Source organism: Bartonella sp. MM97QHHN (assembly GCF_042194285.1).
Taxonomy (GTDB): domain Bacteria; phylum Pseudomonadota; class Alphaproteobacteria; order Rhizobiales; family Rhizobiaceae; genus Bartonella.
Genome location: NZ_JBHIMS010000031.1, coordinates 19,699 through 44,078 on the forward strand (window position 1 = coordinate 19,699; position 24,380 = coordinate 44,078).

The following is a 24,380-nucleotide window of genomic DNA, read 5'->3' on the forward strand; positions in this document are numbered from 1 at the left end:
TAAAATTTCAGTTTCTCAAATAACAAAATCAAATAACGTTTGATCATCAGTAATATCACGATAACGCCAACCTAACGCTTGAAATTTTTCCTCTAAAAGACAAAAATTACCGTATTTTTTTGTTTCAATCGCAACCAATACAGAACCAAAGTTTCTCGCTGACTTTTTAAGATATTCAAAACGTACGATATCATCATCTGGTGATAATGTGGAAAGAAAATGACGCAATGCACCAGGATGTTGCGGAAAACTAAAAATAAAATATTTTCTCAACCCTTGGAAACGTAAAGAACGCTCTTTAATTTCTGGCAAACGCTCAAAATCAAAATTACCTCCTGAAATAACGAGAAGAATTTTTTTCCCCTTTAACTCTTGAGGAGGAATACTGTTAAGCGCATCAATCGATAAAGCACCAGCCGGTTCAAGAACCACACCTTCAACATTAAGCATTTCAACCATCGTAGAACAAACGCGGTTTTCAGGAACCGTAATGACAGAATCAGGGGGAAATTGCTTTAGAATTGTATAGTTTAGAGCACCAATTTCAGCCACAGCAGCACCATCTACAAAAGTGTCAATGCTTTCAAGCTTGACGCGTTTTCCACTCTCCAAACAAGCAAGCAAACTTGCAGCTCTTTGCGGCTCAACAAAACGAAGCTTTGTTTTCCAACCATATTCATGTAAAAACTTGCTCACTCCACTTGCCAAACCACCACCCCCTACTGGCACAATCATCAAATCTGGCTCACTTTCTCCATTGAGTTTTTTCCATTGTAAAGCAGCTTCACAAAGCACTGTTGCCTGCCCTGTAATAATGCGAATATCATCGAAAGGTGGAGCCATTACACCACCGCTCTCTACGACAAAGGATTGCGCAGCTTCATAACATTGATCAAATGTTTCACCAACCAAACGAATATCAATGAATTCTCTACCAAAAATACGTGTTTTTTCAATTTTTTGTTGTGGCGTTGTCATAGGCATGAAAATCACGCCTTTACGTTTAAAATAACGACAAACAAAAGAAACCCCTTGCGCGTGATTCCCCGCTGAAGCACAAACAAATGCAGAATCTGGTGATATACAGCTAAGCATTTCTGAAACAAAATTGAAAGCACCACGAATCTTATAAGACCGCACCGGTGTTAAATCTTCACGCTTTAAATAAATTTCTGCATCATACTTTTGACTAAGAAAATCATTTCTTTGAAGTGGTGTTTCAGCAAACACGTGATGCAATCCCACCATAGCTTTTGTGACGTCTTGAATAAATTGACTCATAACACTAATCATTTCATACTTTATTTACATTATAAAAGCTTTTTCTATCGATAAAGGAAACTATTGTCAGTCAAAATTTCACTAAAAAATGAAAAATGTTTCTTTTGTCATTAATTCTTGATTCAATAAAAGATATAGCTTATGAGAGAACTCACATCGCGGACGTGATGAAAACGGTAAACATAGCAGACTTAAAATCTGCCGGTCGAAGACCTTGCGGGTTCAAGTCCCGCCGTCCGCACCAGATTATCTTAATCTCTCTTATTTTCCAATGATTTATTAAAAGTCAAAAAAAATTAAAGCACCTTCTAAACCACCTTTCGTAACTTTATTATAACGCTATAAGACGGCACCGCGGTGGTACTAAAATACGAATCATTGCTGCTTTTTGAGGTACCTTTTTAGCACTTTGACCTCCTCCTCGTCTTTATAGGATGGAGAGGTAATCAGTATTGCTAATTTGGGATTGGCTTATACTCTTCATGACTCTTGTAAAACGACGCAAAAGCTCAGAAAAGAGATAGATGCAAAAGACAAAATAATAGATAAAGAAGCTGAAAAAATACGTGCACAAAAAGATGTGATTCAAAAACAAGAAGAGTTAATTCGAAAATCAACTGCTTCTAAGATTATTTTTCCTCGAATGGCAGTAAAAAATTGGACCAAAAGTAGTTTCAAGTACTTTCTCACGACCATTTTTTCAAGACAGGCAATCACAACACGCTCTGTCATAGCGCACATATAAATACGCAACAGCCTTCATGGGGGAAGATGATCATCAATACACAAACCGTTCTCTGCCTTGATCTAGATCTAAGACAGGCTGGGCGATTTCTCGTGTAGACAGCAGTATAACAAGTAGCACTTGTCAATTTTGAATTTTGTCGTTTTAAAGGCGATAGTATGCGCTATTTGCGTTTTCAGCAATGGCTTACAAAAATGAAGATCACAACAGATAAAGTCAATGCCTCACAAGAAGAGATGATTAAGACGGTGTGTGCAAAAGGATACAATCCAAAAGATGACAACGAAGCAAATGCTTTAGCAATTTTATATTTAGTTAAAGAAGGAAATGCGCATGTCTAATGCAATGCCATGGATAAGATTCCTTTTGAATGACTGGAACAGTGAGATCGATGGAATGACATGAGAGCAAAGGGGCATTTATATAACGCTTTTCATTCGCATGTATGACAAAAAAGCACCAATTAAAACAGATTTTGAAATGCTTGCCCGCGCTTGCAATTGCTCGCAAAAAAGTTTGTAACTATTGTCGAATATCTCATAAAGAATGATAAACTTATTGAGAAAGATAATGGTTTGTCGAATACGCGCGTTGAAGAAGAGCTAAAAGATTTTACTGATAAAAAAGTGCACATATCGCAAATTCATAGTGAGGCTGGAAAAAAGGTGCACAATAAAAAACGCTATAAAAACACTTTAATGATTTTGCTGAAGCAAACGCTAAGCAAAACCAAGCTATAAAGAAACAGAATAAGAATATATATAAACTAAAACTATCATTTTAGTTAGCAAAAAAAACTGCTTCTGAAAGTTTAGAAACAAACGAACAGGTTGACGAACCAACAGAGGTTGCTGCTGTTGAGACCACATCAGAGCAAATCGAAACGGGTGTAGAAAAACAACCTTCCATTCACGAGCAAGAGAACATTACGAAAAAGCTAAACGGGTTAGAAATGACAGTGGCTGTCGTACCCCTGATGATTTCGAACCTGTTTATGATTTCGCAATCGAAGAGGGATTGCCTCCAGAGCGTGTCAAAGCCGAAATGGCAAAATTTCGAGATTTTTGGAAAGCTAGAACAGGCAAAGATGCACGCAAAACGGATTGGAAAGCAATGTGGCGCAACTGGGTGCAAAAAGCTATCGAGGATTTAGAGAACGGAAAAAACTATGGAAATCACTCTCAAAGGCAAAAAAGTGTAGATGAACGCATCTCAGACAGTATCCTTGATATCGGGCCTCGAGGTCACTTTGAAACACATTCACGAGATGATAACTCCGGAGTTTCCTTTAGTTTTGAAAAGTGGCAAGCATTGACATAACAGCAGGAAGCGATTGCCTTAGAAGCGTGTGATCAACTTCACGAATTGTTTTCAATAAAAGTGAGTAAAGAGGACATAACCAAGGCAATTTGGATGCTTTCGTGTGGTTCAAAAAATTTCGCAACAGGCAGATCATGAAGGTATGGCGCTTACCTATGGAATGGTTTTGGAAAGTGTTTCTGCGTGGTCACTCATAAAAACGGTTAAACGGATTTTATGCGATGAGGTAGAAGGTTTATCGGATACGTTTTTTCCAAACACTCGTGAGTTAGTAAAATTATGTCGTGATTTGGAAAATAGTCTTTTGACAAAAGCCAATCTTGTACACCAGGCTGTTTTGAACACCCGTGAAAAAAGGCTGAAAGAAAAGGCAATGAGAGAGAATTCAAGACCACTCACGTTGGTTGAAAAGCAAGTGAAAAACATTGCAGGTTAGCAAACTAGTGAAAATTTCTGATCATTTTGTGATTGGATGTGCATTTAAATCGACAAAATGGCACCGTACAGAGTGATTTAAAGATTTTATGATAAAAAATCTATCATATAAAACGCTCTGTACGGTCAAATTTAAGGCAAATAGACAAATTTGTAAAATTAGGATTAAAGCATGTTCATTTTAAAACATCTATTCTTAAAAAACCGTAAACAACCCATGCGAAAGAGGTTTGTTGCAACGGCAGTGGGTATGCCCCATGGGGGATGGGACAGAGGAGTATTTTTACAACCTCTACGAATACGAAGACGGCACAAGAGAGTGTGAAAAGTTTGATGGTGGTCAGTATTACAAAACACCTAAGAATGCGGATTTTAGTACCAAAGCGCAAGTAAAATCATGGGTTTACGTTGGTGATATTCCGAAAAGCATTCTCAATTACGAACCTCTTATAGACGAGATCAACAGAGAGATAAAAAATATTGACTTTATTCAGAGTATATTGCGTATTGCTCTAAATGCGCTTCTTAAACATTTACACAAAAGCATAAAAAGCTATTGAATCATGGGCTTTATGTTATATTTTTATATAATATTAGAGAGGGCGTTTTATGCATACAACGAAATTACGTAAAGTTGGAGGATCAGTTATGCTCTCTACACCGCCTGCATTGCTTGATGTTCTTCATCTTACTGAAATATGCAAGTGGGTTTGGCTATAGATATCGCAAAATTACACTCTTTAAGAATTGTTAGCCCAATGTAATACTTCGGACGATTTTGCGGATAAAGATGTAGAGTGGTTTGATGCTAAGCTTGTTGGGAGAGAGCTCTTGTAATGAAGCGGGGTAAATTTGGTTTGTATCGCTTGACCCAACCTCTGTCTATGAGAAAAATGAATGCATCCTGTACTGATTGTGTCACCGGAGGCGTTTAATCGTTTAACAAAAACACTCATTGTTTTGCCCATTACGAGTGGAGGAAATTTTGCTAGAATAGCAGACTTTGCTGTTTCATTGGTGGGAACAGGGCTGCATACAACAGGTGTGATATGCTGCGACCAACCGCGTTCTTTAGATATAGTAGCGCGTAATGGGCGAAGTCTTAGCAAAGTTATCAACATTTCTTACTTGAATTTTTTCTACAATTTTTAATGTTTAAAAACACCAACTTTAGGTAAAAAATAAAAAAGCATAAGATCATGATTTTTTCTGTTGACAATCGGCTAAACAATTTTTCACAGAATAAAAATCAATATTTGACTAATGATGTCATTAATTATGACTCAAAAGAAGCAATGATGAAAGCTGTCATCACTAAGCCAATGTGTGTTGTTGGAGACAATAAAAGCACTGTTCGCTTTGAACCATCAACACCCAATAATCCATTTGTTGAAGTTTCCAATCAAGTCTACGCACGTCTCAAGCGNCTGTTCGCTTTGAACCATCAACACCCAATAATCCATTTGTTGAAGTTTCCAATCAAGTCTACGCACGTCTCAAGCGCGCTAATGCTGTAAAACCTTTTGTTGATGTTCAAACAAAAATAAAACCCGACAAGACAATTGAACACATTAAGCAAGTAGAAAAAGAACCCAACCAAATATTATCTGAAACAGTAACAGAGGAAACCTCTCTCGAAAAACCAAAAGAATCTAAAGCTTCCAAGCCATTAACCCCTACCCCAAAAAAGGCTTAAAAGTTGAAGTTAATCATCCACCAAAAATGGTATCTTCAACAGGCAAAAGATACCTTCACAAGCCTTCAAGCACCACGCCTTAATTGGGCTCTGCGTAATGCTCTAAACACTGCAGCAAAACAAGTCGAACGCTTTACTGAAAAGCAAGTTGCAGACATCTCATCAGCCCAAATAAAGCGTATAAGAAGAGGTGTTTATATTAAAGAAAAGGCGACAGCAAGGTTTCTTGAGACAGATATCATTGGTTCTGGAACACCAATACCTCTTAAATTTTTTAAAGTAAACGAAACAAAACGCGGCGTAACTTACACACTGTTTGGAAAAAAAGAAAGCTTACCCATGGTTTTATAAGGGGGGCAGTTTTCCAAAGCGTGTTGAATTAAAAAAGCTGAATGGTAATGTATTTCAAAGAGCGGATGGAGATCAATTCCCCATTGCAAAACAAGAAGGACCTTCAATTGCTAAAGTGATGTCTAAGCCAGAAATTGCAAGTGCTATTGCACAACATGCCAATGAAAGATTAACCAAAAACATACAGAGACAACTTTCTCGTCAAGAATACGCTGCCAACAAGAAAAGCTAAATTATGTTCTTAAGCTTTATCTATCTATTCCATATCCTTATGAGTTATGTATTATACACTTTGATTGCAATTTTAAGAACAGATTATCACTTATGTTTTGTTTTTTCCATAAAAAAGTCAATAAAATCAATTCAAAATGTACTTCCCAGCGGGTTGGCTTCGTTGCGGGGCAGACTAGTGCGAACTATCGCTAACGACAGAATTTTCAATTTGACTGTACATTTTACACTTAGCTCATTGATAAATAATAATTTCAATATGTACACTGTACAATATGTGAAACGTTTTCTTAGCAAAAAGTAATTCTTGTTGCTAGAAAATTCTATAGTAATAGGTATTTTCGAATCAGGTGCCTCAAAAACACCTTAAAACAACTAGCGGATTAGTTGCCGAAATAACTAATCTTCCGCAATTTAAAAGCTTTAACTCATTGTGTGCTACATGCATATAATAGCTTTGTCAGGTGTGGCTATGCCATATACCCCCTTCGGGGAAAGGCGTAACGACGGACTAGATGCCGTGTTTCTTAGTGCCCAGCACTCTTTTAGAATGTCATTAAGGAACGTCTAACATCTAAGAATTCTTTATGAATACCATTATTAAAATTACTGAATTATGTGGCAAAAGGCATGATGATATTATGCGTGACATCAAGAAAACGCTTGAAGAACTTAACGCCCTCAAATTTAAGGAGGTTGATTTTGGTGGGCACTACCTTGATAACAAAGGTGAAAGCCGCCCTTGTTATAACCTGCCAAAGCGTGAATGCTTAATTCTTGTTTCTAGTTACAGCACTGCCTTACGAGCAAAGATAATTGACCGTTGGAAAGAGTTGGAAAGACAAGTAGCTATTCGACAAATTGATTACTCCAAACCCGAAGTATTATTTGGCGCCTTAAATCATCTACAAAATCAAATTAAGCAGAAAAACTATGTTATTTCAGAATTAGCACCAAAAGCAAAAGCTTTAGAAGGCTTAAAACGCTCTGATGGTTTGTTTGGTTTGATTGAAGCCGCGAAGATGTTGGAGATAAGACCAAAGGATTTAACAGATTACTTGCGTAAAAATGATTGGGTGTATCGACGTGCTCCAAGTGGTCCATTGTTACCTTTAATCAGGATAAAATCAAAAAAGGATTCATGGACTGTTCTGCCATCACCATTCAAAAACCGGATGGAACAGAAAAGGTGCTGCCTTCAACAAAAATCACACCTAAAGGATTGGCGGCATATTTGAGAGAAAAATCCATGGAGGTGTGCAATGAAGGTAAATACTAACTTCTTATGCGATTTATGGATGGCATTATCTCAATTTTCTAGGCATGAAAATATGAGTGATAAGATTGTGCTGCTCTGGTTGAGATCATGAGTTTAGTAGAAAAAGCTTTGATTTTAAAACTTCACGATGAAGTGCCTATCCTTCTTTCGATATCTTTCTCATCTGACGCTCCATAAAAAAAGCCCCACAAAAGTGGGATTGGATAAAATGATGTTCTAATCAATCTCGCGCTAATTATAATAAAGTGGCTCGCTACATCCACGGGCGCCTATTTTTTCATCTTCTACATAACGAGAATGCGCAAAATTCCGTACAAGATGATCATTGTTAGAGCCACCAGTCCAATCGCCTCCTCCCAACATAACATTTATGTCTACACGTAAACTGCTTCCTTGCTCCCCTGTATGCCATTTAGTCACGGGATAACAACCAGACAAATATTGCCAAACATAACCGCAACCATCCTCACAACCGATATGCGAAATCATCCGTCTATTGTTTGTATCAACGTGTCCTCCAGACGTCTTAGGAGAAGGCGCTTGATTGCCGACAATACTGGTTGCTTGATTACTTCCATACATGCATGGCGAAAACTCATCACTCGTCAAAAATCTCTTATTAACAGACCAAAAATCAAAGGCATGATTCGCATAGCTACGATTGCTCGTTATCGGAACACCATATGCCGACTTTGCATTTACACCTGTCCCTGATTGAAGATAAATATCAACCCAAATATTATGCCACGGATTGTAAACCATCCCTTCTGGACTACTACGTGGGCGGTGATTTAAACATCAAACAGAATTGGGCAAAACATCCCCCGCTTGATAACCCGATAAGAGATGACCTTCAATCTCACCAACATCCGCACATAGCGTATGAAATCCACCGATCTTTTCAGAATTATCCTCTGTATAGCCATCAGGAGCCGTTGGATTTTGCGAAAGCTCAAAGGATAGCTCATTCGTCTGATCTTTTAAGATGAGATATATATAATAATCCTTTCCTGCTTCAAGATCTTCGTCAAAAGTCATCCTTCCACGCCCTGGAACGCGGTAAAAGAGGTACCTACCCCCATTCTCTCCACCATGATAAAAGCGAAAACATGCCCCTTCATTGATCACAAGACCTTTTCTATTTTTCGGATCGGCTTCCAGAATTCTGCTAGGTTGATGAAAACGCACATTCTCTAAAAAATTAGTGGAAAGAGAACTTACCTTACCTTGAAGTTCAGAAAGACTGTCACTGTTCCTCTGTGCCTTCTCTTGAACTTCTGTCAATGCACTCTTCGCTTCTTCCGCTAACACTTTTATCTCAAAGGCAGTTGTATTCGCAGAATTTGTCGTTGCTGTCACCGTGTCTAATGAACTCTTGACCTCTCCAAGCCCTTGATTCGTCGTATCAGCTTCTTCTTTTGCTTGCTCCGCAACACTCTTCGCTTCTTCTGCTGTCGATTTCGCAGTCTCGGCTACTTCCTTCGCTTCTACAACCAAAGGTTCTACCTTATCTGCCTTAACCTGCGCTGCTTCACAAATGATCAGATCAAATTCTGATAAACCGTATTTCTCTTGCGCATCCGCAATCACTTGGATTAATTGGTAAGTAGCAAACACCACAGTCATTGCATTTACTAATACTTTATTTGCTTTTTTTCAAAGCTTTTGAGCATCAGTTGATAGCTGATAGAGCGAGATCTGAGACATCGAGTTCGGCAGCAGCTTCTTTGTTTTTACGACGCTTGCCAACTTATGTATCAGAATACACCACAAAGGAACGAAACGGCACTTCTGTATAGCGTGTCCATTCTCTTATCGTTTTGTGACATCAAAGCCAGAAAAGGCACGAAAAACAAAACACGCTTGCCAGTTCTGGTTATTTGTTGTGCTATCTTAAAGCTGATAAAAATCTTCTCCGTTCCACATGCCACAATAAGTTTTCCACGATCTGCTTCTTTTAAACCATCACAGACTTTCTCATATTTTTGGATTTGTTGAAAAGTTATCCCTAATTGATGCCCTAATTGCTTTTACGACATTCCCAGCATTTTTCTTTGAAAGCGATTTTTTGCCTATAGAAATGCCGTTAAAATGTAGCTTTTTGCTTTTCACTCTTAAGCTCCACCCGCTGGGTGCGAGCACCCTCGCATTAGTATTCCGAGAGCCTGAAAGTATTGAATACGAAACAGATTTTTGCTTTTAGTGCTCATAGCACCTAGACATAGAAAAATATCCCATAATTCCGAGACACCCACAGAGTGGGCTCATTTATGATCGAACTTTAGGACTTTCAGACCCTACTAATCGCTGCGTAGACGAGCAAAATCACTCTTTAAGTAATAAAGTAATTTCAGAAAATTGGCAATCAAAATTAAAATAATCTCAAAGACTATAAGATTGGGCACTCTTCAAAAGAGGATAATGCGAAGAGCTGTCATCGTGGTTAGTCATCAACCCACACAATGCTTCTTTTCCAGAAAACGCAAAACGCGATATAAGAAAAAATGTTGTTTGCAAAGTTTTCTCTTGCCTATACAAAGAGAAAATAAAAAATTTGGAGGGCTCCCATGATAAATGACATCTACTGTGTTGGATACAATTATGTTGAACATGTTCATGAACTAGGCAATGTTGTTGAAGATGAACCCGTTATCTTTAGCAAACCAAAAAGTTCACTCGTTTTAGGTAATGAAATTTATCTCCCTGATTTTTCCAAAGAAATACATTTTGAAACTGAAATTGTGCTCAAAATCTCAAAGGACGCTTTCATGATCATGGAGGCAGAAGCAAAAGAATGCTATGATGCCGTAGCAATAGGTCTTGATCTCACCGCGCGGGATTTGCAAACAAAACTGAAAGGAAAAAGGCTTCCTTGGCTTTTATCGAAAGGATTTAAAGGCGCTGCATACGTCTCTGACTTCATAAACAAGGAAAAAATAAACAACCCAATAACCTTTGCAATGAAGTTGAATAGCGAAACAAGACAAGTTGGCAATACGAAAAATATGATCTTTAGCTTTGAGAAGATAATCTCATTTTTAAGTCACTACATTCAGCTAAGACGTGGTGATCTCATATACACAGGCACTCCACAGGGTGTCGGAAAACTTTCTCAGTTTGACAGAATAGAATTGTATCTCGAAAATCAATTAATTTCAGAGCTAAAAGTAAAATGAATCATCAAATACTGACCTTTTTCATTGTTTCATTTTTTTAGTCATCTCACCGGGGCCGAATATGGCCCTTATCATCGATAATGCAACGAGATTGGGAAGAAAGAACGCATTTGTAAACGTTTTAGGATTGTGTACAGCAACATATGTGCATGGGGCATTTTCCACACCTAGGTGTATCAGCGCTCATTCTCAACAACAAAACGCTGTTTTTTTTAGTAAAACTCATGGGTGGCAGCTATTTATTATACATGGGCTTTAAATCAATTAAATCTGGAATACACAGCTTAAATTCAAAAGAAAGAAGTTCAACGAATGAAAAGCATGCTACGAGTGAAACAAAGCTTTTAACCAGCTATATGGACGGTTTTTTGACACAAATACTAAACCCAAAGTATCTATATTTTACATAGCAACTTTTCCAAAATTCTTAGCTTCTGGTGGTAGCATTAAAAAAGGTTTTGAACTTGTAACCATACATTCTTTCAACATCTTTGCATGGTTTACTTTAATGACCATTTTTATATCATTTGCCAGTACCGCCTTAAAAAAGCAGCGGGTAAAAGGCTCGATTAACATTGCGACAGGAACAGTTTTATCTCTGTTTTCTTTTTTCATTTTCTTTGGATAGTTTTATCTTTTGATAACAAATTGTAAAGTTAATAGAGCAATCTTTTCCTGATTCTGTCTCTCACTATGAATAGCTCAATCTCTAACAGAACTTATACAATCCCCAGTTCTTTTTTTCTTTGTATAACTGAATTACGTTGCATTTCTTTATCATACTCTCAAGGACGTTTGTGTAAACAATGTGAGTTTCTCGCAATATTTTATAAAATGTTACCAATATCTAAACAAAATCCTTATTCATCACTTTAAAAAATAAGCTATGATATTCCTCTTTTCGTTTATGAAACATAAAGTAACTTTTTGATTTATGATAGCACCATACAAACAAAAAAATGATTTTAAAAATCATTTTAATTTTCCATTACAAATTGTTCTTAAACTAAGATGAGAACTCTCGAGTGCTATTTGAGCAAAAATTAAAACTCTCACCATTATGAATAATAATAAATAATGCACTGATTACAAATAATAAGTTTCAAAAAATTATAAAAACTCCTGACAGTTTTCTGAAATAATTTTAAAAGCCCCACGTCTTTTAAAGAACAATTAATTTGTTATTAATAACAATAAAAAGCTCCCTATTCAAATATCTGTTACGTTATTTAAGAGAAAAACATTCTCTTTTTTCAAAACCATATTCCTAAAACATATTCTTTTCTTTATCCACACAAAATCATAAAAAACGTTTTTTTCCTTTACACCTCATTTATATCATGCTTCGATACAGAACAATGCATTTTTAGTGTAATTTAATCTCAAAATAATTAAAGGGAACCCCCAAAAAATGAGCTATAAACAAAATTTAAAAGATGGTCCTCAGATGAAACTACAACGTGGCCTAGATAACCGTCACGTACAACTTATAGCCCTCGGTGGAGCTATTGGAACAGGACTCTTCATGGGATCAGGAAAAACAATTAGTGTAGCAGGCCCTTCCATCGTACTCGTTTATGCTATTATTGGATGTGCCCTATACTTTGTCATGCGTGCTATGGGAGAATTATTGCTTTCTAATTCACAGTACCGGTCCCTTATTGATTTTTCAACCGATATGCTAGGACCGGGAATCGCTTTCTTTGTAGGCTGGAGCTATTGGTTGAGCTGGGTTGTAACTGGAGCTGCAGATATTATTGCCATCATCACTTATATGCACTTTTGGTGGCCAACGCTTAATCCATGGATTGCCGTTTTTTCTTGCATTGGTTTCTTTTTAATTTTTAATCTCTTTGCCGTAAAACTATTTGGTGAACTTGAATTTTGGTTTGGTCTTATCAAAGTCGTAGCAATTTTAGCATTAATTGTTGTTGGTTTTTATATGATCGCTACGAGCTTTACTTCTCCCAATGGTACTGTTGCTTCTCTCAATCACGTATGGAACGATGGAAATATCTTTCCGCGAGGAATGACAGGTTTTTTTGCTGGATTTCAAATTGCCATTTTTTCTTTTGTTGGTATAGAAATTGCAGGAACAACTGCAGCTGAAGTCAAAAATCCTAAAAAAGTTCTACCAAAAGCAATTAATGCAATACCAGTACGTATTGTACTCTTTTACATCTTCTCTCTCATCGTGATTATGTCAGTCACACCTTGGGATCAAATTGTTCCAGATAAAAGCCCCTTTGTTTCGATGTTTTGGCTTGCTGGTATTCCGATAGCTGCTGGTTTGGTAAACTTTGTCGTTCTCACCTCGGCTGCTTCTTCGGCAAATAGTGGTATTTTTTCTACTAGCCGCATGATATATGGGCTTGCAACACAAAAAGGTGCTCCTCCAATTTTAGGTAAGCTTTCCAAATATCATGTTCCAGCCAATGCTCTATTCTTTTCCTGCTTATGTATTTTAATAGGGTATACAATTGCCTCACTCTCTCCAAGCCTCATAAGTGCTTTCACAATTGTGACGAGCATCTCAGCTATTGCATTTTTATTCGTATGGTCTGTAATTTTGGTTAGCTATATTGTATATCGTCGCAATCACCCTCATTTGCATGCTGAATCCGTCTACAAAATGCCAGGAGGAGTTATCGTGTGCGGGATAATTTTAGTTTTCTTTGCTTTCATGCTCTATTTGTTAACGTTAGAAGAAGACACCCTAACAGCTTTAAAATACGGTATATTCTGGTTTATTTGCTTAGGCATAACCTATTTTACATTTGTAAAGAAAAAAATGACTCAAGGTAACAAATAAAGTCTATACATAAAACATCTCAAAAAAGGGTAATTTTAGTTACCCTTTTTCTACTTAACCTCCTCCCCAAATATCAAAAAACGACGATTCCTACCAGCGCCGGTTTGTGAACAATCCAGCTTATTAAGAGGGAATGCTGCTGATCATTTATATGGTTCACCTACATAAGGCTCTATGGGCTAGCCCTGCCCTGAACACTCACCACACATTCTAAAAATACTTAATGTGTAAAATGTTATATGCTTTATATCACTACTCTACACAACAGTATTTTACTGTATAATAGGATAAGAACGAGCTATTCTGTAAAGAATTCTCTATAAACTTCACTGACATTGTTTACTAATAAAACATGAGATTTTATCTAAAACTTCCCCCCTCAAAAAAATTTATATTCAATTTTTTATCAAAATTAAAAATGTAGCTCTAAACAGAATATATCTTAATAGCTATCTGCAATAAAAAAAGATTCTATGAAAATATTTTTCTATTTGTAATAAATTTTAAATATTAATACTTAAATGTAAATTTTAAATATATTTTTTAATTATTTAAATAATAGTTTAACAATTTAAACTTATTTTATTTATAAATAAAGTTTTATATTTAATAAATTTACAATTTTATTTATATTTTTATATATAAAAATATAAATAAATAAATAATTTTAAATATAAATATATTTATATAAAAATTACTATAAATAAATATAATTATTGTTTATATACAAATAATAATTATGTATAAAATAAATTATATTATACATAATTAATATTAATTATGTATAAAACATAAAAATCAAAAAAAATATAATAAAATTTATCTTTTGTTTCTTATATATAAAATAATTATTCCATTAATGAATAATGTTCTTGCTTTATTCACATATAGTCATAGAAAAAAATTCCTTTACTCCTTAACCATAGCGTGTTCCGATAGAAGGAATTACCTTTTTTAGGGTAATTTTATTTAAAAATAACTAAGGAGAACTCCCCAAAAATGAACAAACAAAATTTAGAAAAAAAACCTAAGAAGAAATTACAACGTGGACTACATAACCGACACATACAACTTATAGCCCTCGGTGGAGCGATTGGAACAGGTCTCTTCATGGGATCAGGAAAAACAATCAGTGTAGCAGGGCCTTCGATTCTACTCGTTTATGCAATTATTGGTTGTGCTCTATACTTTGTCATGCGTGCTATGGGAGAGTTATTGCTTTCTAATACACAATACCGATCTTTTATTGACTTCTCAACCGATCTTCTAGGGCCATGTGCCGGATTCTTTATCGGCTGGACATATTGGTTGTGTTGGATTGTCACTGGAACTGCTGAAATTATTGCTATTGTCACTTATACACACTTTTGGTGGACTGAACTCAATCCGTGGATTCCTGTTATAATTGGTCTTATGTCCTTTTTAATTCTTAACCTCGTCGCAGTAAAACTATTTGGCGAACTTGAGTTTTGGTTTGGTTTTATCAAAATCGTAGCAATTCTAGTCTTAATCGTTGTAGGATTTTATATGATCTTTACCGGTTTTGTCTCTCCAAACGGTACGGTTGCTTCTCTTAGCCATATATGGAACGGTGGGAATATTTTTCCGCGAGGAATTACAGGCTTTTTTGCTGGATTTCAAATTGTTATTTTTGCTTTTGTTGGCATTGAACTCGCTGGAACAGCTGCTGCTGAAGTAAAAGAACCTCAAAAAGCTCTACCACAAGCTGTTAATTCAATACCAATCCGCATTGTATTCTTTTATATATTCTCTCTTCTTGTGATTATGTCTGTGACGCCGTGGGATCAAATCAGTCCAGAAAAAAGCCCATTTGTAACAATGTATGCACTTATTGGTATTCCAACTGCTGCAGGTTTGATGAACTTTGTTGTCCTCACAGCTGCCGCATCTTCAGCAAATAGTGGAATTTTTTCTACCAGCCGTATGATATATGGGCTAGCAACACAAAAAGGTGCTCCTAAATTTTTAGGAAAACTTTCTCGTAACCACGTTCCAGCTAACGCATTATTCTTTTCATGTATATGCATCTTATTTGGTTATGCAATTGTATCGTTATCTCAAACACTCATAGCTGCTTTTACAATTGTTACGACAATTGCCGCAACTTTGTTTATATTTGTATGGTCTATCATTTTGATCAGCTATATCATCTATCGCCGCAATCGTCCTCTCCAGCATACTGTCTCTCCTTATAAAATGCCTGGAGGTGTTGTTATGTGTTGGGCGCTTCTTATTTTCTTTGCATTCATTATTTATTTATTGTCATTAGAAGCTGACACTGCCATAGCTTTAAAATACACTCCAGCGTGGTTCATATTTTTAGGAATTGTATACTTTCTTTTTGGAAAAAAGAATTATGCAAAAAATTAAAAAATAAAGCTTATGTTTCCAAAAACATATAAAAAAGGGTAACTAAAGTTACCCTTTTTTTGATATTTATCTATAAAATTATAAAAGCTATTGACAAAATATCTCTGTAGAAGCTTCAATTACGCTCTTTATCAACCAAAGCGTTAGATTTTATCCAAGGCATCATAGAACGAAGTTTTTTACCAACTTCTTCAATAGGATGATTATCATTTAAACGCCGCATACTTTTAAAATGAGCAGCACCAGCTTTATATTCTTGAATCCAATTCGATGTAAATTTACCCGTTTGAATATCTTTCAATATACGTTTCATTTCTGCTCTAGTTTCATCCGTAATCACACGTGGACCAGAGATATATTCACCCCATTCAGCTGTATTAGAAATCGAATAATTCATATTTGCAATGCCCCCTTCATACATGAGATCAACAATCAGTTTCACTTCATGTAAACACTCAAAATAAGCCATTTCCGGCGCATAACCTGCCTGTGTTAATGTTTCATAACCTGCTCGAATCAGTTCAACAAGACCTCCACAGAGAACCGCTTGTTCACCAAAAAGATCAGTTTCGCACTCTTCTTTAAATGTTGTTTCAATCACCCCAGCACGTCCACCACCAAGTCCACACGCATAAGATAATGCTACATTATGTGCATGCCCTGAAGCATCTTGCGCCACCGCTATTAAGCAAGGAACACCACAACCCCGTTGGTATTCATGACGAACTGTATGCCCTGGACCTTTAGGAGCAATCATCACAATATCAACGTTTTTTTTAGGTTCAATCAAGCCAAAATGAATGCTCAAACCATGCGCAAAAGCAATCGCTGCCCCATCGTGTAAATGATCATGAATATGTTCCTTATAAATATCAGCTTGCAATTCATCTGGTGTTGCCATCATGATGAGATCTGCCCATTTTGCTGCTTCAGCAACACTCACCACTTCAAAACCATCAGCCATGGCTTTTTTAACTGTTTCCGATCCTGAACGCAAAGCTATTTGCACATTTTTAACACCAGAATCTTTCAAGTTTAAAGCGTGTGCACGCCCTTGAGAACCATAACCAACAATGGCTACTTTTTTCCCTTTAATGAGATTAACATCCGCATCACGATCATAATAAACACGCATAAAAAAATTCCTTCTTTCTCTATTTAAACTGGATTTCAGATTATTTTTATTCAATAAGAAACATTATCTACAGTGCATCACACACTTATAAAGACAAAAAACACCGCTTATAAGAACACAGCAATTGAATAATTTTAAAGTTTACATATTGCATAGAAAAAACTGTAGTCCCCAAACATTCCTAAAACATATACGGATCCCCAAATAAACTTCAACTGCTATTCTACAAAAACAATAATTACACAAAATAAGATTTCTAAAGAAAATTTAGCTAATATTCTACTCTTTTATCGTGCAACAAAACGCTATATTCTAAAAATTAAGATACAACATACAATTTTTAACATGAACCAAATCAATACAGATAGCAAGAAAAATTACAAAATAACAAGTATTGTGTTAATACAACTTTCAAAAGCATATACAACAATATCTTTAGAATAATAAAGAGGATGTTTTTACTTTTTACGTTCTTTAATATCCACGCCTCTCACGCGAAGAAGCCCCCCATACGTCCATTATGTTATCCATTTATGGCACCTTATAAAAAAATTTTAATATGCTCAAGCCCTTTTCAAGAATTCCCTATAATAGTGTAAGATTTATTGCACATCACTCTCTTTACTTCATAAAGCTACAAGTCGATATCATCATTCTATTTAACAGTTCCTATTGCATTCAGCTTATTCATAAGGAGATTTTACGTTATACTATTTACAGATAACCCAAAAATGAGCTCAAATATCAAGAAAATTTGTGTATTGATCCATTAAAATCCTACGCACTCCTTTATAATGGAAATACTTTCAAAACCCTATCTCTTCTCCATTCAAAGAAATTATAATAAGAAGATTTTAAAACTTCCTCATAATGGATAGTACAAATAAAAAACATCGCATACACTCAAAAACAAAAGATAGAAAGCAACCAATAAATAGAGGAACAATAGAATATTTATAATGCACGATAATAGTGCTATTTATCTAAGCAATATATTGTTTTTTTAAGATAAATTGGCAAACCTCTATAAAAATTTCTTTTCCAATTTTTATAGAGAGAAAAAGATTACGATAATAACCGGATAAAACGCTGAACAGTCTCATGTATTCCATACTCTAATGCATCAGCAATGAGCCCATGGCCAATAGAAACTTCATCAAGCCAAGGAATATTTTTGACAAGAGCAGGAAGATTCATAAGTGTCAGATCATGCCCTGCGTTTATACCTAACTGCAACTCTTTTGCTCTTCTTGCTGCTAAAACAAGTTTATTGAGCTCTTGATCTTGTTTTGTTTTATCCTGAAATGCACCACCGTAAGGTCCCGTGTAAAATTCCACACGATCAGCGCCCATTGCTTTAGCAATATCAAGACCATCGACAGTAGGATTAGCAAAAAGGGATACACGAATCTTTCTGTTTTTTAAATTCTGAATAATCGGTGCTAAAAATTCTGCATCATGAGCAAAATTCCAACCATGATCAGACGTTGACTGATCTGGATCATCAGGAACAAGGGTGATCTGATCCGCATAGTTTTCAGCGATATCCAAAAATTGATCACTGGGATAACCTTCAATATTAAACTCAGCTGTAGGAAAAGTGTTCTTGATTAAACAGTATATATCTGGCAAATCCGCAAAACGAATATGCCTTTCATCAGGGCGTGGATGAACCGTCAAACCTGCTGCTCCAGCAGCAAGCGCTATATGCCCAATATTCGTTATACTTGGCCACGGAAGATTACGTCGATTACGCAAAACAGCAACAGCATTAAGATTAACCGAAAGTTTTACCGCCATGCCCATTTCCATTTTTTTTATAGTATGTAACAAGATAGAAAAAAGGCATTTTTCATCTGAAACTTAGATGATATACACATTTTTTTCTATCGAACAATCGTTAAACGCTCTGCTGCGCGCGTAATTCCCGTATAAAGCCAGCGCGCATACATATCACGAAATGCAAAACTTTCATCAAACAAAACGACATTATTCCATTGAGAACCTTGCGCCTTATGAACCGTTAATGCATACCCATAATCAAAATCATCATATCGCTTTTTTAATTGCCATGAAATTTCTTGATCAGGGTTTTCAAACGCTGCTTTTAAAAGTTTAATCTTTGCTACCCCACGCTCACTTTCTTCTGGTTTCACAAGAAGATTAATACTTGGTTTAACGGTCTCCTTCTGTGAAGTCATCACCTTCCATAAAGAGCCATTCAACAAACCTTTAATAGGATCGTTTCGCAAACACACCAGCTTATCTCCCGCTTGCGGATAATCTGCTGTAAATCCCTTTAACACACGCAAACGCTGATTATAAAGGTGGCGTGTACGATTAACCCCTACCAAGACCTGATCAGCATCCAAAACCAATTGTTGATTGACCTCTTTACGTGTCACAACGCGCGCTTCTCCATAGTCACCATAAGCAATATCGCGTCCTTCACGTACATCCATAGCAAGACGTATAATCGGATTGTCGCGCGCTTGCCGATGAATTTCTGAAAGAAGAAAATCTGGTTTCCCATTAGAAAAAAAGCCCCCACCAGATATAGGAGGCAATTGACCTGGATCACCAAGAACAAGAATTGGCGTTCGAAAGCTCATTAAATCACGCGCCAATTGTTCATCAACCATCGAGCACTCATCAACAATAATGAGTTTAGCTTGTGCAGCAGCACTTCTTCGATTTAATGTAAATGTTGGAGCAATAGACTTTTTTCCTGTTATTTCATCGGAAACTTCCTCTTCTCCACGCGGACAATAAATCAGCGAATGAATCGTACAAGCATTGCTTGCACCTTTAGAACGCAAAACCTGCGCCGCCTTCCCTGTAAAAGCAGCAAATTGAACAGAACCATCAACTGTCTCTGCAAAATAGCGCGCAAGCGTCGTCTTACCGGTCCCCGCATAGCCAAAAAGGCGAAAAAGAGGAGAACGCCCTTCCCTCAACCACGCGGCAACAGCCTTTAATGCATTATCCTGTTCCCGTGAAAACTGCATAGCTTACCAACATAAGATTTGCATAAGAAGAGCAGTATTTTGAAAAAAAACGGCTATCAAGAAAAACCTTTTTATTAAGAATTGCTGACACACGCCCATCTAACAACCTTCGTAGCATAATTATCAATTATTTACCCATTGCTTTTTCAAGATATTGTAAAAATCTAAATTTTATCTATACATCGATCTTCTTGGGAACACCTTATACTTATCAAATAAAATATCATTTTTTACAACAGTAACACCAACAATGGAATATGCATATCTTAAATTTAAAATAACACCTATATACGCTTTTTTTAACCAAAATTTAGAATAAGAAAAAGAGCATTGCAATTGCAAAAACCTCACTAGAAAAAATGTCCTTAACAGGATAAGAATAATGTCATTTTATGAATACTATTTTACACAATCAATCAGCTTTCTTGCACATAAAAATAAAGTACATCCACTATTACGAAATAATAATTAAATATATCAAAAACCTTTTAGCAGAAATAGAAATAGCTCTCAACAAAACTACTTAATCCTATGATGATACACCTATAAAGTTCCTATCGTCCTCTTATCATGATTTTAATAAATTTACTCTTCATGCTACAAATATGTTATATCTCAATGCATAAAGAGAGATATCACACTTATATGAAGCACGCTTTATCTCGCACAAATATGTAGTTTTTTCTGTTTCAACAATAAAATATGGTTCGTAAGTATGACCTTCTTGGTAGTCTATTATAGAAAACTGGAACATGGTTTCAGTCCAGCGTAGCACTTCAGATTCGTCCTCTAGAATATGAGAAAAGCGCAATTCTTCATCTATTGAGTCAAACTTTTTCTTTTTGTCGCAATGTTTTAAAGTTTATAAAAACTAACTGATTAATGCTGTTCTTATTGCTAGAAATAACAATAAATCAAGGGGTATAATTTGTTAATAGGCTTGGCGTTATGTCAAAATATCAGCGATGAGATTGCTTTTTGGTTGTTTTAGAAATGAAATAATGAGCTCAAATATTGATGAATGAAACGGAAGGTTTAAATTGAAAATATTAATTCCAGATGACTATCAAAAAGCCACTCTAACATTACAGTCTATTACAAAATTAATGACATCACATGAAGTGCTGGTTATAAATAATTTAGCTAAAGAATGTGATTTAGAAGATAAGCTCAAAGAGATCGATATTCTTATCTTAATCAGAGAGCGGACTATAGTTGATAGAAATCTTCTCCTGAAACTGCCAAATTTAAAATTAATCTGCCAAACAGGCCCTATAGGTTCACATATTGATATAGAAGCTTGTAGAGACTTAGAAATTGAAATATTAGACGGTGGTGGAGATCCAACTTCTGCTGCTGAATTTGCGTGGCTCTTAATTATGTCTGCGCGTAGAAAACTCTGTAAATCTGTATCTGATATGAAAAAAGGACGATGGCAAACAACATTTGGCAACCAAATGAAAGGGGCTACTCTTGGAATATTCGGGTTTGGGCGTATTGGTAAAATGGTTGCTCAATATGCTCAAGCTTTTGGCATGTCCATTTTGGTTTATGGGAGCGAGCGTTCAACGCAAGAAGCAAAAAATTTAGGTTATCATTTTACGCATTCAAAAGAAGAATTTTTTACACGTCCTGACATTATATCCATCCATTTACGTTTAAGTGATAAAACTAGAGAAATCATAAAATTAGATGATCTATTGAGCATGAAACCTCATGCTATTTTTGTCAACACAGCGCGTTCAGCTTTGGTTGAAAAAGGGGCGATAGAAAAAATACTAAGTTTGGAAAATTCAACTTACTTTGCACTGGATGTTTATGACAGCGAACCAGTATATGAGAGCAAATTATTGCAATCAGATAGAGTTCTTTGCACACCGCATCTGGGCTATGTGACTGAAGAAAGCTTTGAGAATTATTTTGAAAAAGCTTGCCAAAATATAGCTTCTTTTATGAAGAGCACTTAATGCCGGCTGAGCCAATGTTTGTAAAATTTATCTTATGTCGCTAGCGTATCAAATTTGCACGACACATAATAGCTTATTTCCTTAAATGAAGCATATTCCTTAGCTTTCACATTAAGACCAATCGTATTGACAGATTTTTATGTAATCAGCATAAAATACCTAATTTATTGTTGCAAGCATTATTAAAAAAGGCTACTTTATTGGAATACAATTTAATTGGAGGGGGGCGGAGTGAGCAATAATAAATTTATAGAAAAGAATTATTATAGATGGATTATATTGCTTGTTGCCACTATCGCTCAAGCATCAGCTTGCTTCTTTGTTCAAGGGATTGGTCCTTTAGCTGAATTTTTTTAAGAAGGATTTCTCGCTTAGTGACTCTCAAATAGGTTTGCTGTCTTCAGCAGCGCAGTTCCTACCTATTATTGGATTACTTGTAGCTGGTGAATTACTAGACAAGTTTAACGAGCGCTATATTGTTGGAGTTGGCGCACTCGGCGTTTCTATCGCTCTTTTATTGGGAGCAATTGCAGAAAACTATATTTCCCTTTTGGTTTGTTTGCTCATTGTAGGGGGATTTTATAGCTCTGCTCAACCTGGTGGTGCTAAATCTGTTTCTGCATGGTTTCCACAATCGCAACGCGGATTTGCAATGGGAATAAGGTAAGCGGGGCTACCATTAGGTGGGGCATTAGCTGGGATGGTTCTTCCTGCGAGTGCGCTTGTCTATGGCATACAAGGTGCGTTTTTGGTCGGTGCCATCGTTTCTTTTTTAGGGGGATGTATCTTTATTATTTTTTATCACGCACCAGCAAAAGTTGTCGCTATCGTTCCAAAAAGCAAGGCAAAAGTTTCGTTCTATGCAAATGTAAAGTCTCGTCTTGCGATGTTAACTGCACCACATATGAAGAATATTATTTTTTCAGGCGTTTCACTTGTGATCGTTCAATATGTTTTAACCATTTTTATAACGATTTATTTTTATAGAATCTATCAGCTGTCCTTAAATAAAAGTGCTTATTTGTTTTTTGTTTCACAGGCTTCTGGTGCCTTAGGAAGAATTATTTTAGCAGCGTGGAGTGATCATTGTAGAAAAGGACGATTTTTTCCTGTCTTGTTTTGCATGATTGCAGTCGTTTTTGGATTTTTAATATTAATTTTAGGCATGAGTGGATCGATAATTTATTTAACTATTTTATCTGCTTGGTTAGTTTTTGGAGGAATGGGATAGTATGGACCTTGGGTTGCTTATATTGTAGACTCTTCGCCGAAAGAAAGCGTTGGCTTTTCTCTGGATTTAGCAATGTCTATAAATCAAATCGCAATTATTACTGCTCCACCATTATTTGGATTAATCTAAGATTTTACAGACACTTATTTACTAACATGGCTGATTTTAATTATTGTTTTTTCACTTTTCTTAATAAAAAATAGGGAAATATAATTGGGGAGGAAATTATAATGATAAATGAAAATACTTTTGAGTTGAGCAATGGCGAAAGAGACAAACTTTGGAAGGCTTTAGACCATGTTATTTATGATCCATACGGGTGGTATTGAATATTCGGTTGAGCTAAAAAAATAGCATTTTCGCTGCTACCACATAGAATATTGACAATTCTTATAAACCAAAAGGTGTCTATTACTCCTAGACCATATCTAATCTTTGAAAACCTTCCAATTGATAGACAAATTAATACGTCACCTAATCCTTATAATTTAGATGCGTCTTGTAAAAGTGGCTATATTAGCGAAAATTTAATTATGATGTTTTCTTTATTAATCGGAGAGCCTTATTCAATTAAATTTGAAGGCGAACATATAGTAAATAACCTTCTTCCTTTAGAGGATAATAAAAAAGATTATACAGGATTAGGATCTGAAGTTGAGTTAGATTTTCATATAGAAAATGCTGCACTAAAATTTATAAGAGGTTTAAATTTATCTCCTAAAGTGATCCTTTTATCTGGTGTTCGCAATGATGTTGATGGCCCGTTAACGAGAATATCTGATGCACGTCTCGCTCTAAAACTTTTAAATGAGGAGGATTTGAGGAGCTTAAGGGATAATTTATATATAATTAATGTTCCCTATAGATGGAGAAAAAATGGGGTAACCTCTACAAGTAAAGTACCCCTCGTTCAAGGGGTCGGTGAATTCCCAGATATCAGCGCTGTTTTTTATCCAGGCATGTTAGAGCCACAGTCAAAAAAAGCCAAGGAAGCTTTAGATCATTTTTATGAAGCTATTAAGGCTGTATCTTTTGGAATTGATGTACAACCAGGAAGATTATTATACATTGATAATAGAATGTCCCTACACTCTAGAGATAAATTTTTTGGATCATTTGATAGTTATGAAAATCCAATGCGATGGATTCAAAGAGTGTTTGTGTCTGCAGATTTATGGAATCATAGATATATAGAACAAATAAAAGAAAGAATATTTAATTTTCAATGTTAATGTCCTGATAATGATATGATGTTGAGTATTATTCTGGTTTATATATTGACTACACACCTCATATGTATAGGTTTCTCCCACATAATCATA

18 protein-coding genes, 1 tRNA gene and 8 pseudogenes are annotated in these 24,380 nt (G+C 35.8%); 19 read left to right on the forward strand and 8 right to left on the reverse strand.

All coding sequences use genetic code 11. The annotated features are described in order from the left end of the window. Positions 1–15: 15 nt before the first annotated feature. Positions 16–1,293, reverse strand: coding sequence for a threonine ammonia-lyase IlvA (gene ilvA / locus ACFIJW_RS01150; RefSeq protein WP_375632925.1), 1,278 nt, complete (start codon positions 1,291–1,293; stop codon positions 16–18). 146 nt (positions 1,294–1,439) lie between these two features. Here ilvA and ACFIJW_RS01155 point away from each other — a divergent pair. From ACFIJW_RS01155 to ACFIJW_RS01205, 11 genes and pseudogenes are all read left to right on the forward strand, one after another. Then, positions 1,440–1,525 (forward strand) — tRNA-Leu (locus tag ACFIJW_RS01155). Positions 1,526–1,747: 222 nt separating this feature from the next. Then, positions 1,748–2,026 (forward strand): hypothetical protein, encoded by a 279-nt coding sequence (locus ACFIJW_RS01160; RefSeq protein WP_375632927.1) that lies wholly within the window; start codon positions 1,748–1,750, stop codon positions 2,024–2,026. 26 nt (positions 2,027–2,052) lie between these two features. After that, positions 2,053–2,367: pseudogene (locus tag ACFIJW_RS01165) on the forward strand (hypothetical protein). Between the two features lie 676 nt (positions 2,368–3,043). Beyond that, positions 3,044–3,346 (forward strand): hypothetical protein, encoded by a 303-nt coding sequence (locus ACFIJW_RS01170; RefSeq protein WP_375632929.1) that lies wholly within the window; start codon positions 3,044–3,046, stop codon positions 3,344–3,346. Between the two features lie 103 nt (positions 3,347–3,449). Further along, positions 3,450–3,782 carry a hypothetical protein gene (locus tag ACFIJW_RS01175; protein ID WP_375632931.1) on the forward strand — a complete coding sequence of 111 codons (333 nt, stop codon included), beginning with the start codon at positions 3,450–3,452 and terminating at the stop codon, positions 3,780–3,782. Positions 3,783–3,953: 171 nt separating this feature from the next. Further along, a pseudogene (locus ACFIJW_RS01180) lies at positions 3,954–4,341 on the forward strand (hypothetical protein). Positions 4,342–4,390: 49 nt separating this feature from the next. Next, positions 4,391–4,618 (forward strand): annotated as a pseudogene (locus ACFIJW_RS01185) (antitoxin). A 60-nt stretch (positions 4,619–4,678) separates the two neighbouring features. After that, complete coding sequence (locus ACFIJW_RS01190) at positions 4,679–4,933, forward strand: type II toxin-antitoxin system PemK/MazF family toxin (protein WP_375632933.1); 255 nt, start codon at positions 4,679–4,681, stop codon at positions 4,931–4,933. 146 nt (positions 4,934–5,079) lie between these two features. Further along, positions 5,080–5,477, forward strand: a pseudogene (locus ACFIJW_RS01195) (hypothetical protein). A gap of 3 nt (positions 5,478–5,480) precedes the next feature. Next, positions 5,481–6,060: pseudogene (locus ACFIJW_RS01200) on the forward strand (hypothetical protein). 586 nt (positions 6,061–6,646) lie between these two features. Continuing rightward, positions 6,647–7,325, forward strand: a pseudogene (locus ACFIJW_RS01205) (phage antirepressor KilAC domain-containing protein). 244 nt (positions 7,326–7,569) lie between these two features. On the opposite strand, the gene ACFIJW_RS01210 reads toward ACFIJW_RS01205, so the two are convergent. The 3 genes and pseudogenes from ACFIJW_RS01210 to ACFIJW_RS01220 all read right to left on the reverse strand — a co-directional run. Continuing rightward, the gene (locus ACFIJW_RS01210) at positions 7,570–8,100 is read right to left on the reverse strand and encodes a hypothetical protein (RefSeq protein ID WP_375632935.1); all 531 of its coding nucleotides are present in this window, start codon (positions 8,098–8,100) and stop codon (positions 7,570–7,572) included. Between the two features lie 36 nt (positions 8,101–8,136). Further along, positions 8,137–8,376 carry a hypothetical protein gene (locus tag ACFIJW_RS01215; RefSeq protein ID WP_375633050.1) on the reverse strand — a complete coding sequence of 80 codons (240 nt, stop codon included), beginning with the start codon at positions 8,374–8,376 and terminating at the stop codon, positions 8,137–8,139. A 486-nt stretch (positions 8,377–8,862) separates the two neighbouring features. After that, positions 8,863–9,311, reverse strand: a pseudogene (locus ACFIJW_RS01220) (DEAD/DEAH box helicase family protein); the annotation flags it as partial. Between the two features lie 594 nt (positions 9,312–9,905). On the opposite strand from ACFIJW_RS01220, the gene ACFIJW_RS01225 reads away from it, so the two are divergent. Together ACFIJW_RS01225 and ACFIJW_RS01230 are read left to right on the forward strand one after the other, a co-directional pair. Further along, the gene (locus ACFIJW_RS01225) at positions 9,906–10,514 is read left to right on the forward strand and encodes a fumarylacetoacetate hydrolase family protein (protein ID WP_375632937.1); all 609 of its coding nucleotides are present in this window, start codon (positions 9,906–9,908) and stop codon (positions 10,512–10,514) included. A 224-nt stretch (positions 10,515–10,738) separates the two neighbouring features. Further along, on the forward strand, positions 10,739–10,924 hold the full coding sequence (locus ACFIJW_RS01230; protein ID WP_375633052.1) for a LysE family transporter: 186 nt from the start codon (positions 10,739–10,741) through the stop codon (positions 10,922–10,924). On the opposite strand, the gene ACFIJW_RS01235 is transcribed toward ACFIJW_RS01230, so the two are convergent. Beyond that, complete coding sequence (locus ACFIJW_RS01235) at positions 10,917–11,129, reverse strand: hypothetical protein (RefSeq protein ID WP_375632939.1); 213 nt, start codon at positions 11,127–11,129, stop codon at positions 10,917–10,919. The genes ACFIJW_RS01230 and ACFIJW_RS01235 overlap by 8 nt on opposite strands. 796 nt (positions 11,130–11,925) lie before the next feature. Between ACFIJW_RS01235 and ACFIJW_RS01240 the strand changes: the two genes are divergently transcribed. Further along, positions 11,926–13,326, forward strand: a complete 1,401-nt coding sequence (locus ACFIJW_RS01240; RefSeq protein ID WP_375632941.1) for an amino acid permease — start codon at positions 11,926–11,928, stop codon at positions 13,324–13,326. Positions 13,327–14,325: 999 nt separating this feature from the next. Further along, the gene (locus ACFIJW_RS01245; protein ID WP_375632943.1) at positions 14,326–15,717 is read left to right on the forward strand and encodes an amino acid permease; all 1,392 of its coding nucleotides are present in this window, start codon (positions 14,326–14,328) and stop codon (positions 15,715–15,717) included. Between the two features lie 115 nt (positions 15,718–15,832). Here ACFIJW_RS01245 and ilvC read toward each other — a convergent pair whose 3' ends face one another. From ilvC to ACFIJW_RS01260, 3 genes are all read right to left on the reverse strand, one after another. Beyond that, complete coding sequence (ilvC, locus tag ACFIJW_RS01250; protein ID WP_375632945.1) at positions 15,833–16,852, reverse strand: ketol-acid reductoisomerase; 1,020 nt, start codon at positions 16,850–16,852, stop codon at positions 15,833–15,835. Positions 16,853–17,917: 1,065 nt separating this feature from the next. Continuing rightward, complete coding sequence (locus tag ACFIJW_RS01255; RefSeq protein ID WP_375632947.1) at positions 17,918–18,652, reverse strand: pyridoxine 5'-phosphate synthase; 735 nt, start codon at positions 18,650–18,652, stop codon at positions 17,918–17,920. Between the two features lie 86 nt (positions 18,653–18,738). Further along, the gene (locus tag ACFIJW_RS01260; RefSeq protein ID WP_375632949.1) at positions 18,739–19,860 is read right to left on the reverse strand and encodes an ATP-dependent RecD-like DNA helicase; all 1,122 of its coding nucleotides are present in this window, start codon (positions 19,858–19,860) and stop codon (positions 18,739–18,741) included. A 1,040-nt stretch (positions 19,861–20,900) separates the two neighbouring features. Here ACFIJW_RS01260 and ACFIJW_RS01265 point away from each other — a divergent pair. The 4 genes and pseudogenes from ACFIJW_RS01265 (at position 20,901) to ACFIJW_RS01280 (ending at position 24,290) form a co-directional block, all read left to right on the forward strand. Next, positions 20,901–21,827: a D-2-hydroxyacid dehydrogenase family protein gene (locus tag ACFIJW_RS01265; RefSeq protein WP_375632951.1), complete on the forward strand. Its 927-nt coding sequence runs from the start codon at positions 20,901–20,903 to the stop codon at positions 21,825–21,827. Between the two features lie 231 nt (positions 21,828–22,058). Beyond that, complete coding sequence (locus tag ACFIJW_RS01270; RefSeq protein WP_375632953.1) at positions 22,059–22,184, forward strand: hypothetical protein; 126 nt, start codon at positions 22,059–22,061, stop codon at positions 22,182–22,184. 34 nt (positions 22,185–22,218) lie between these two features. Continuing rightward, a pseudogene (locus ACFIJW_RS01275) lies at positions 22,219–23,058 on the forward strand (MFS transporter). A gap of 404 nt (positions 23,059–23,462) precedes the next feature. Beyond that, complete coding sequence (locus ACFIJW_RS01280; RefSeq protein WP_375632955.1) at positions 23,463–24,290, forward strand: TauD/TfdA family dioxygenase; 828 nt, start codon at positions 23,463–23,465, stop codon at positions 24,288–24,290. The last annotated feature ends 90 nt before the right edge of the window (positions 24,291–24,380 follow it).

Coding starts and splice junctions, on each gene's coding strand:
- ilvA (WP_375632925.1), bottom strand. CDS start 1,293: ATGATTAGTGTTATGAGTCAATTTATTCAAGACGTCACAAAAGCTATG.
- ACFIJW_RS01190 (WP_375632933.1), top strand. CDS start 4,679: ATGCATCCTGTACTGATTGTGTCACCGGAGGCGTTTAATCGTTTAACA.
- ACFIJW_RS01210 (WP_375632935.1), bottom strand. CDS start 8,100: ATGGTTTACAATCCGTGGCATAATATTTGGGTTGATATTTATCTTCAA.
- ACFIJW_RS01215 (WP_375633050.1), bottom strand. CDS start 8,376: ATGACTTTTGACGAAGATCTTGAAGCAGGAAAGGATTATTATATATAT.
- ACFIJW_RS01225 (WP_375632937.1), top strand. CDS start 9,906: ATGATAAATGACATCTACTGTGTTGGATACAATTATGTTGAACATGTT.
- ACFIJW_RS01230 (WP_375633052.1), top strand. CDS start 10,739: ATGGGTGGCAGCTATTTATTATACATGGGCTTTAAATCAATTAAATCT.
- ACFIJW_RS01235 (WP_375632939.1), bottom strand. CDS start 11,129: ATGAAAAAAGAAAACAGAGATAAAACTGTTCCTGTCGCAATGTTAATC.
- ACFIJW_RS01240 (WP_375632941.1), top strand. CDS start 11,926: ATGAGCTATAAACAAAATTTAAAAGATGGTCCTCAGATGAAACTACAA.
- ACFIJW_RS01245 (WP_375632943.1), top strand. CDS start 14,326: ATGAACAAACAAAATTTAGAAAAAAAACCTAAGAAGAAATTACAACGT.
- ilvC (WP_375632945.1), bottom strand. CDS start 16,852: ATGCGTGTTTATTATGATCGTGATGCGGATGTTAATCTCATTAAAGGG.
- ACFIJW_RS01255 (WP_375632947.1), bottom strand. CDS start 18,652: ATGGCGGTAAAACTTTCGGTTAATCTTAATGCTGTTGCTGTTTTGCGT.
- ACFIJW_RS01260 (WP_375632949.1), bottom strand. CDS start 19,860: ATGCAGTTTTCACGGGAACAGGATAATGCATTAAAGGCTGTTGCCGCG.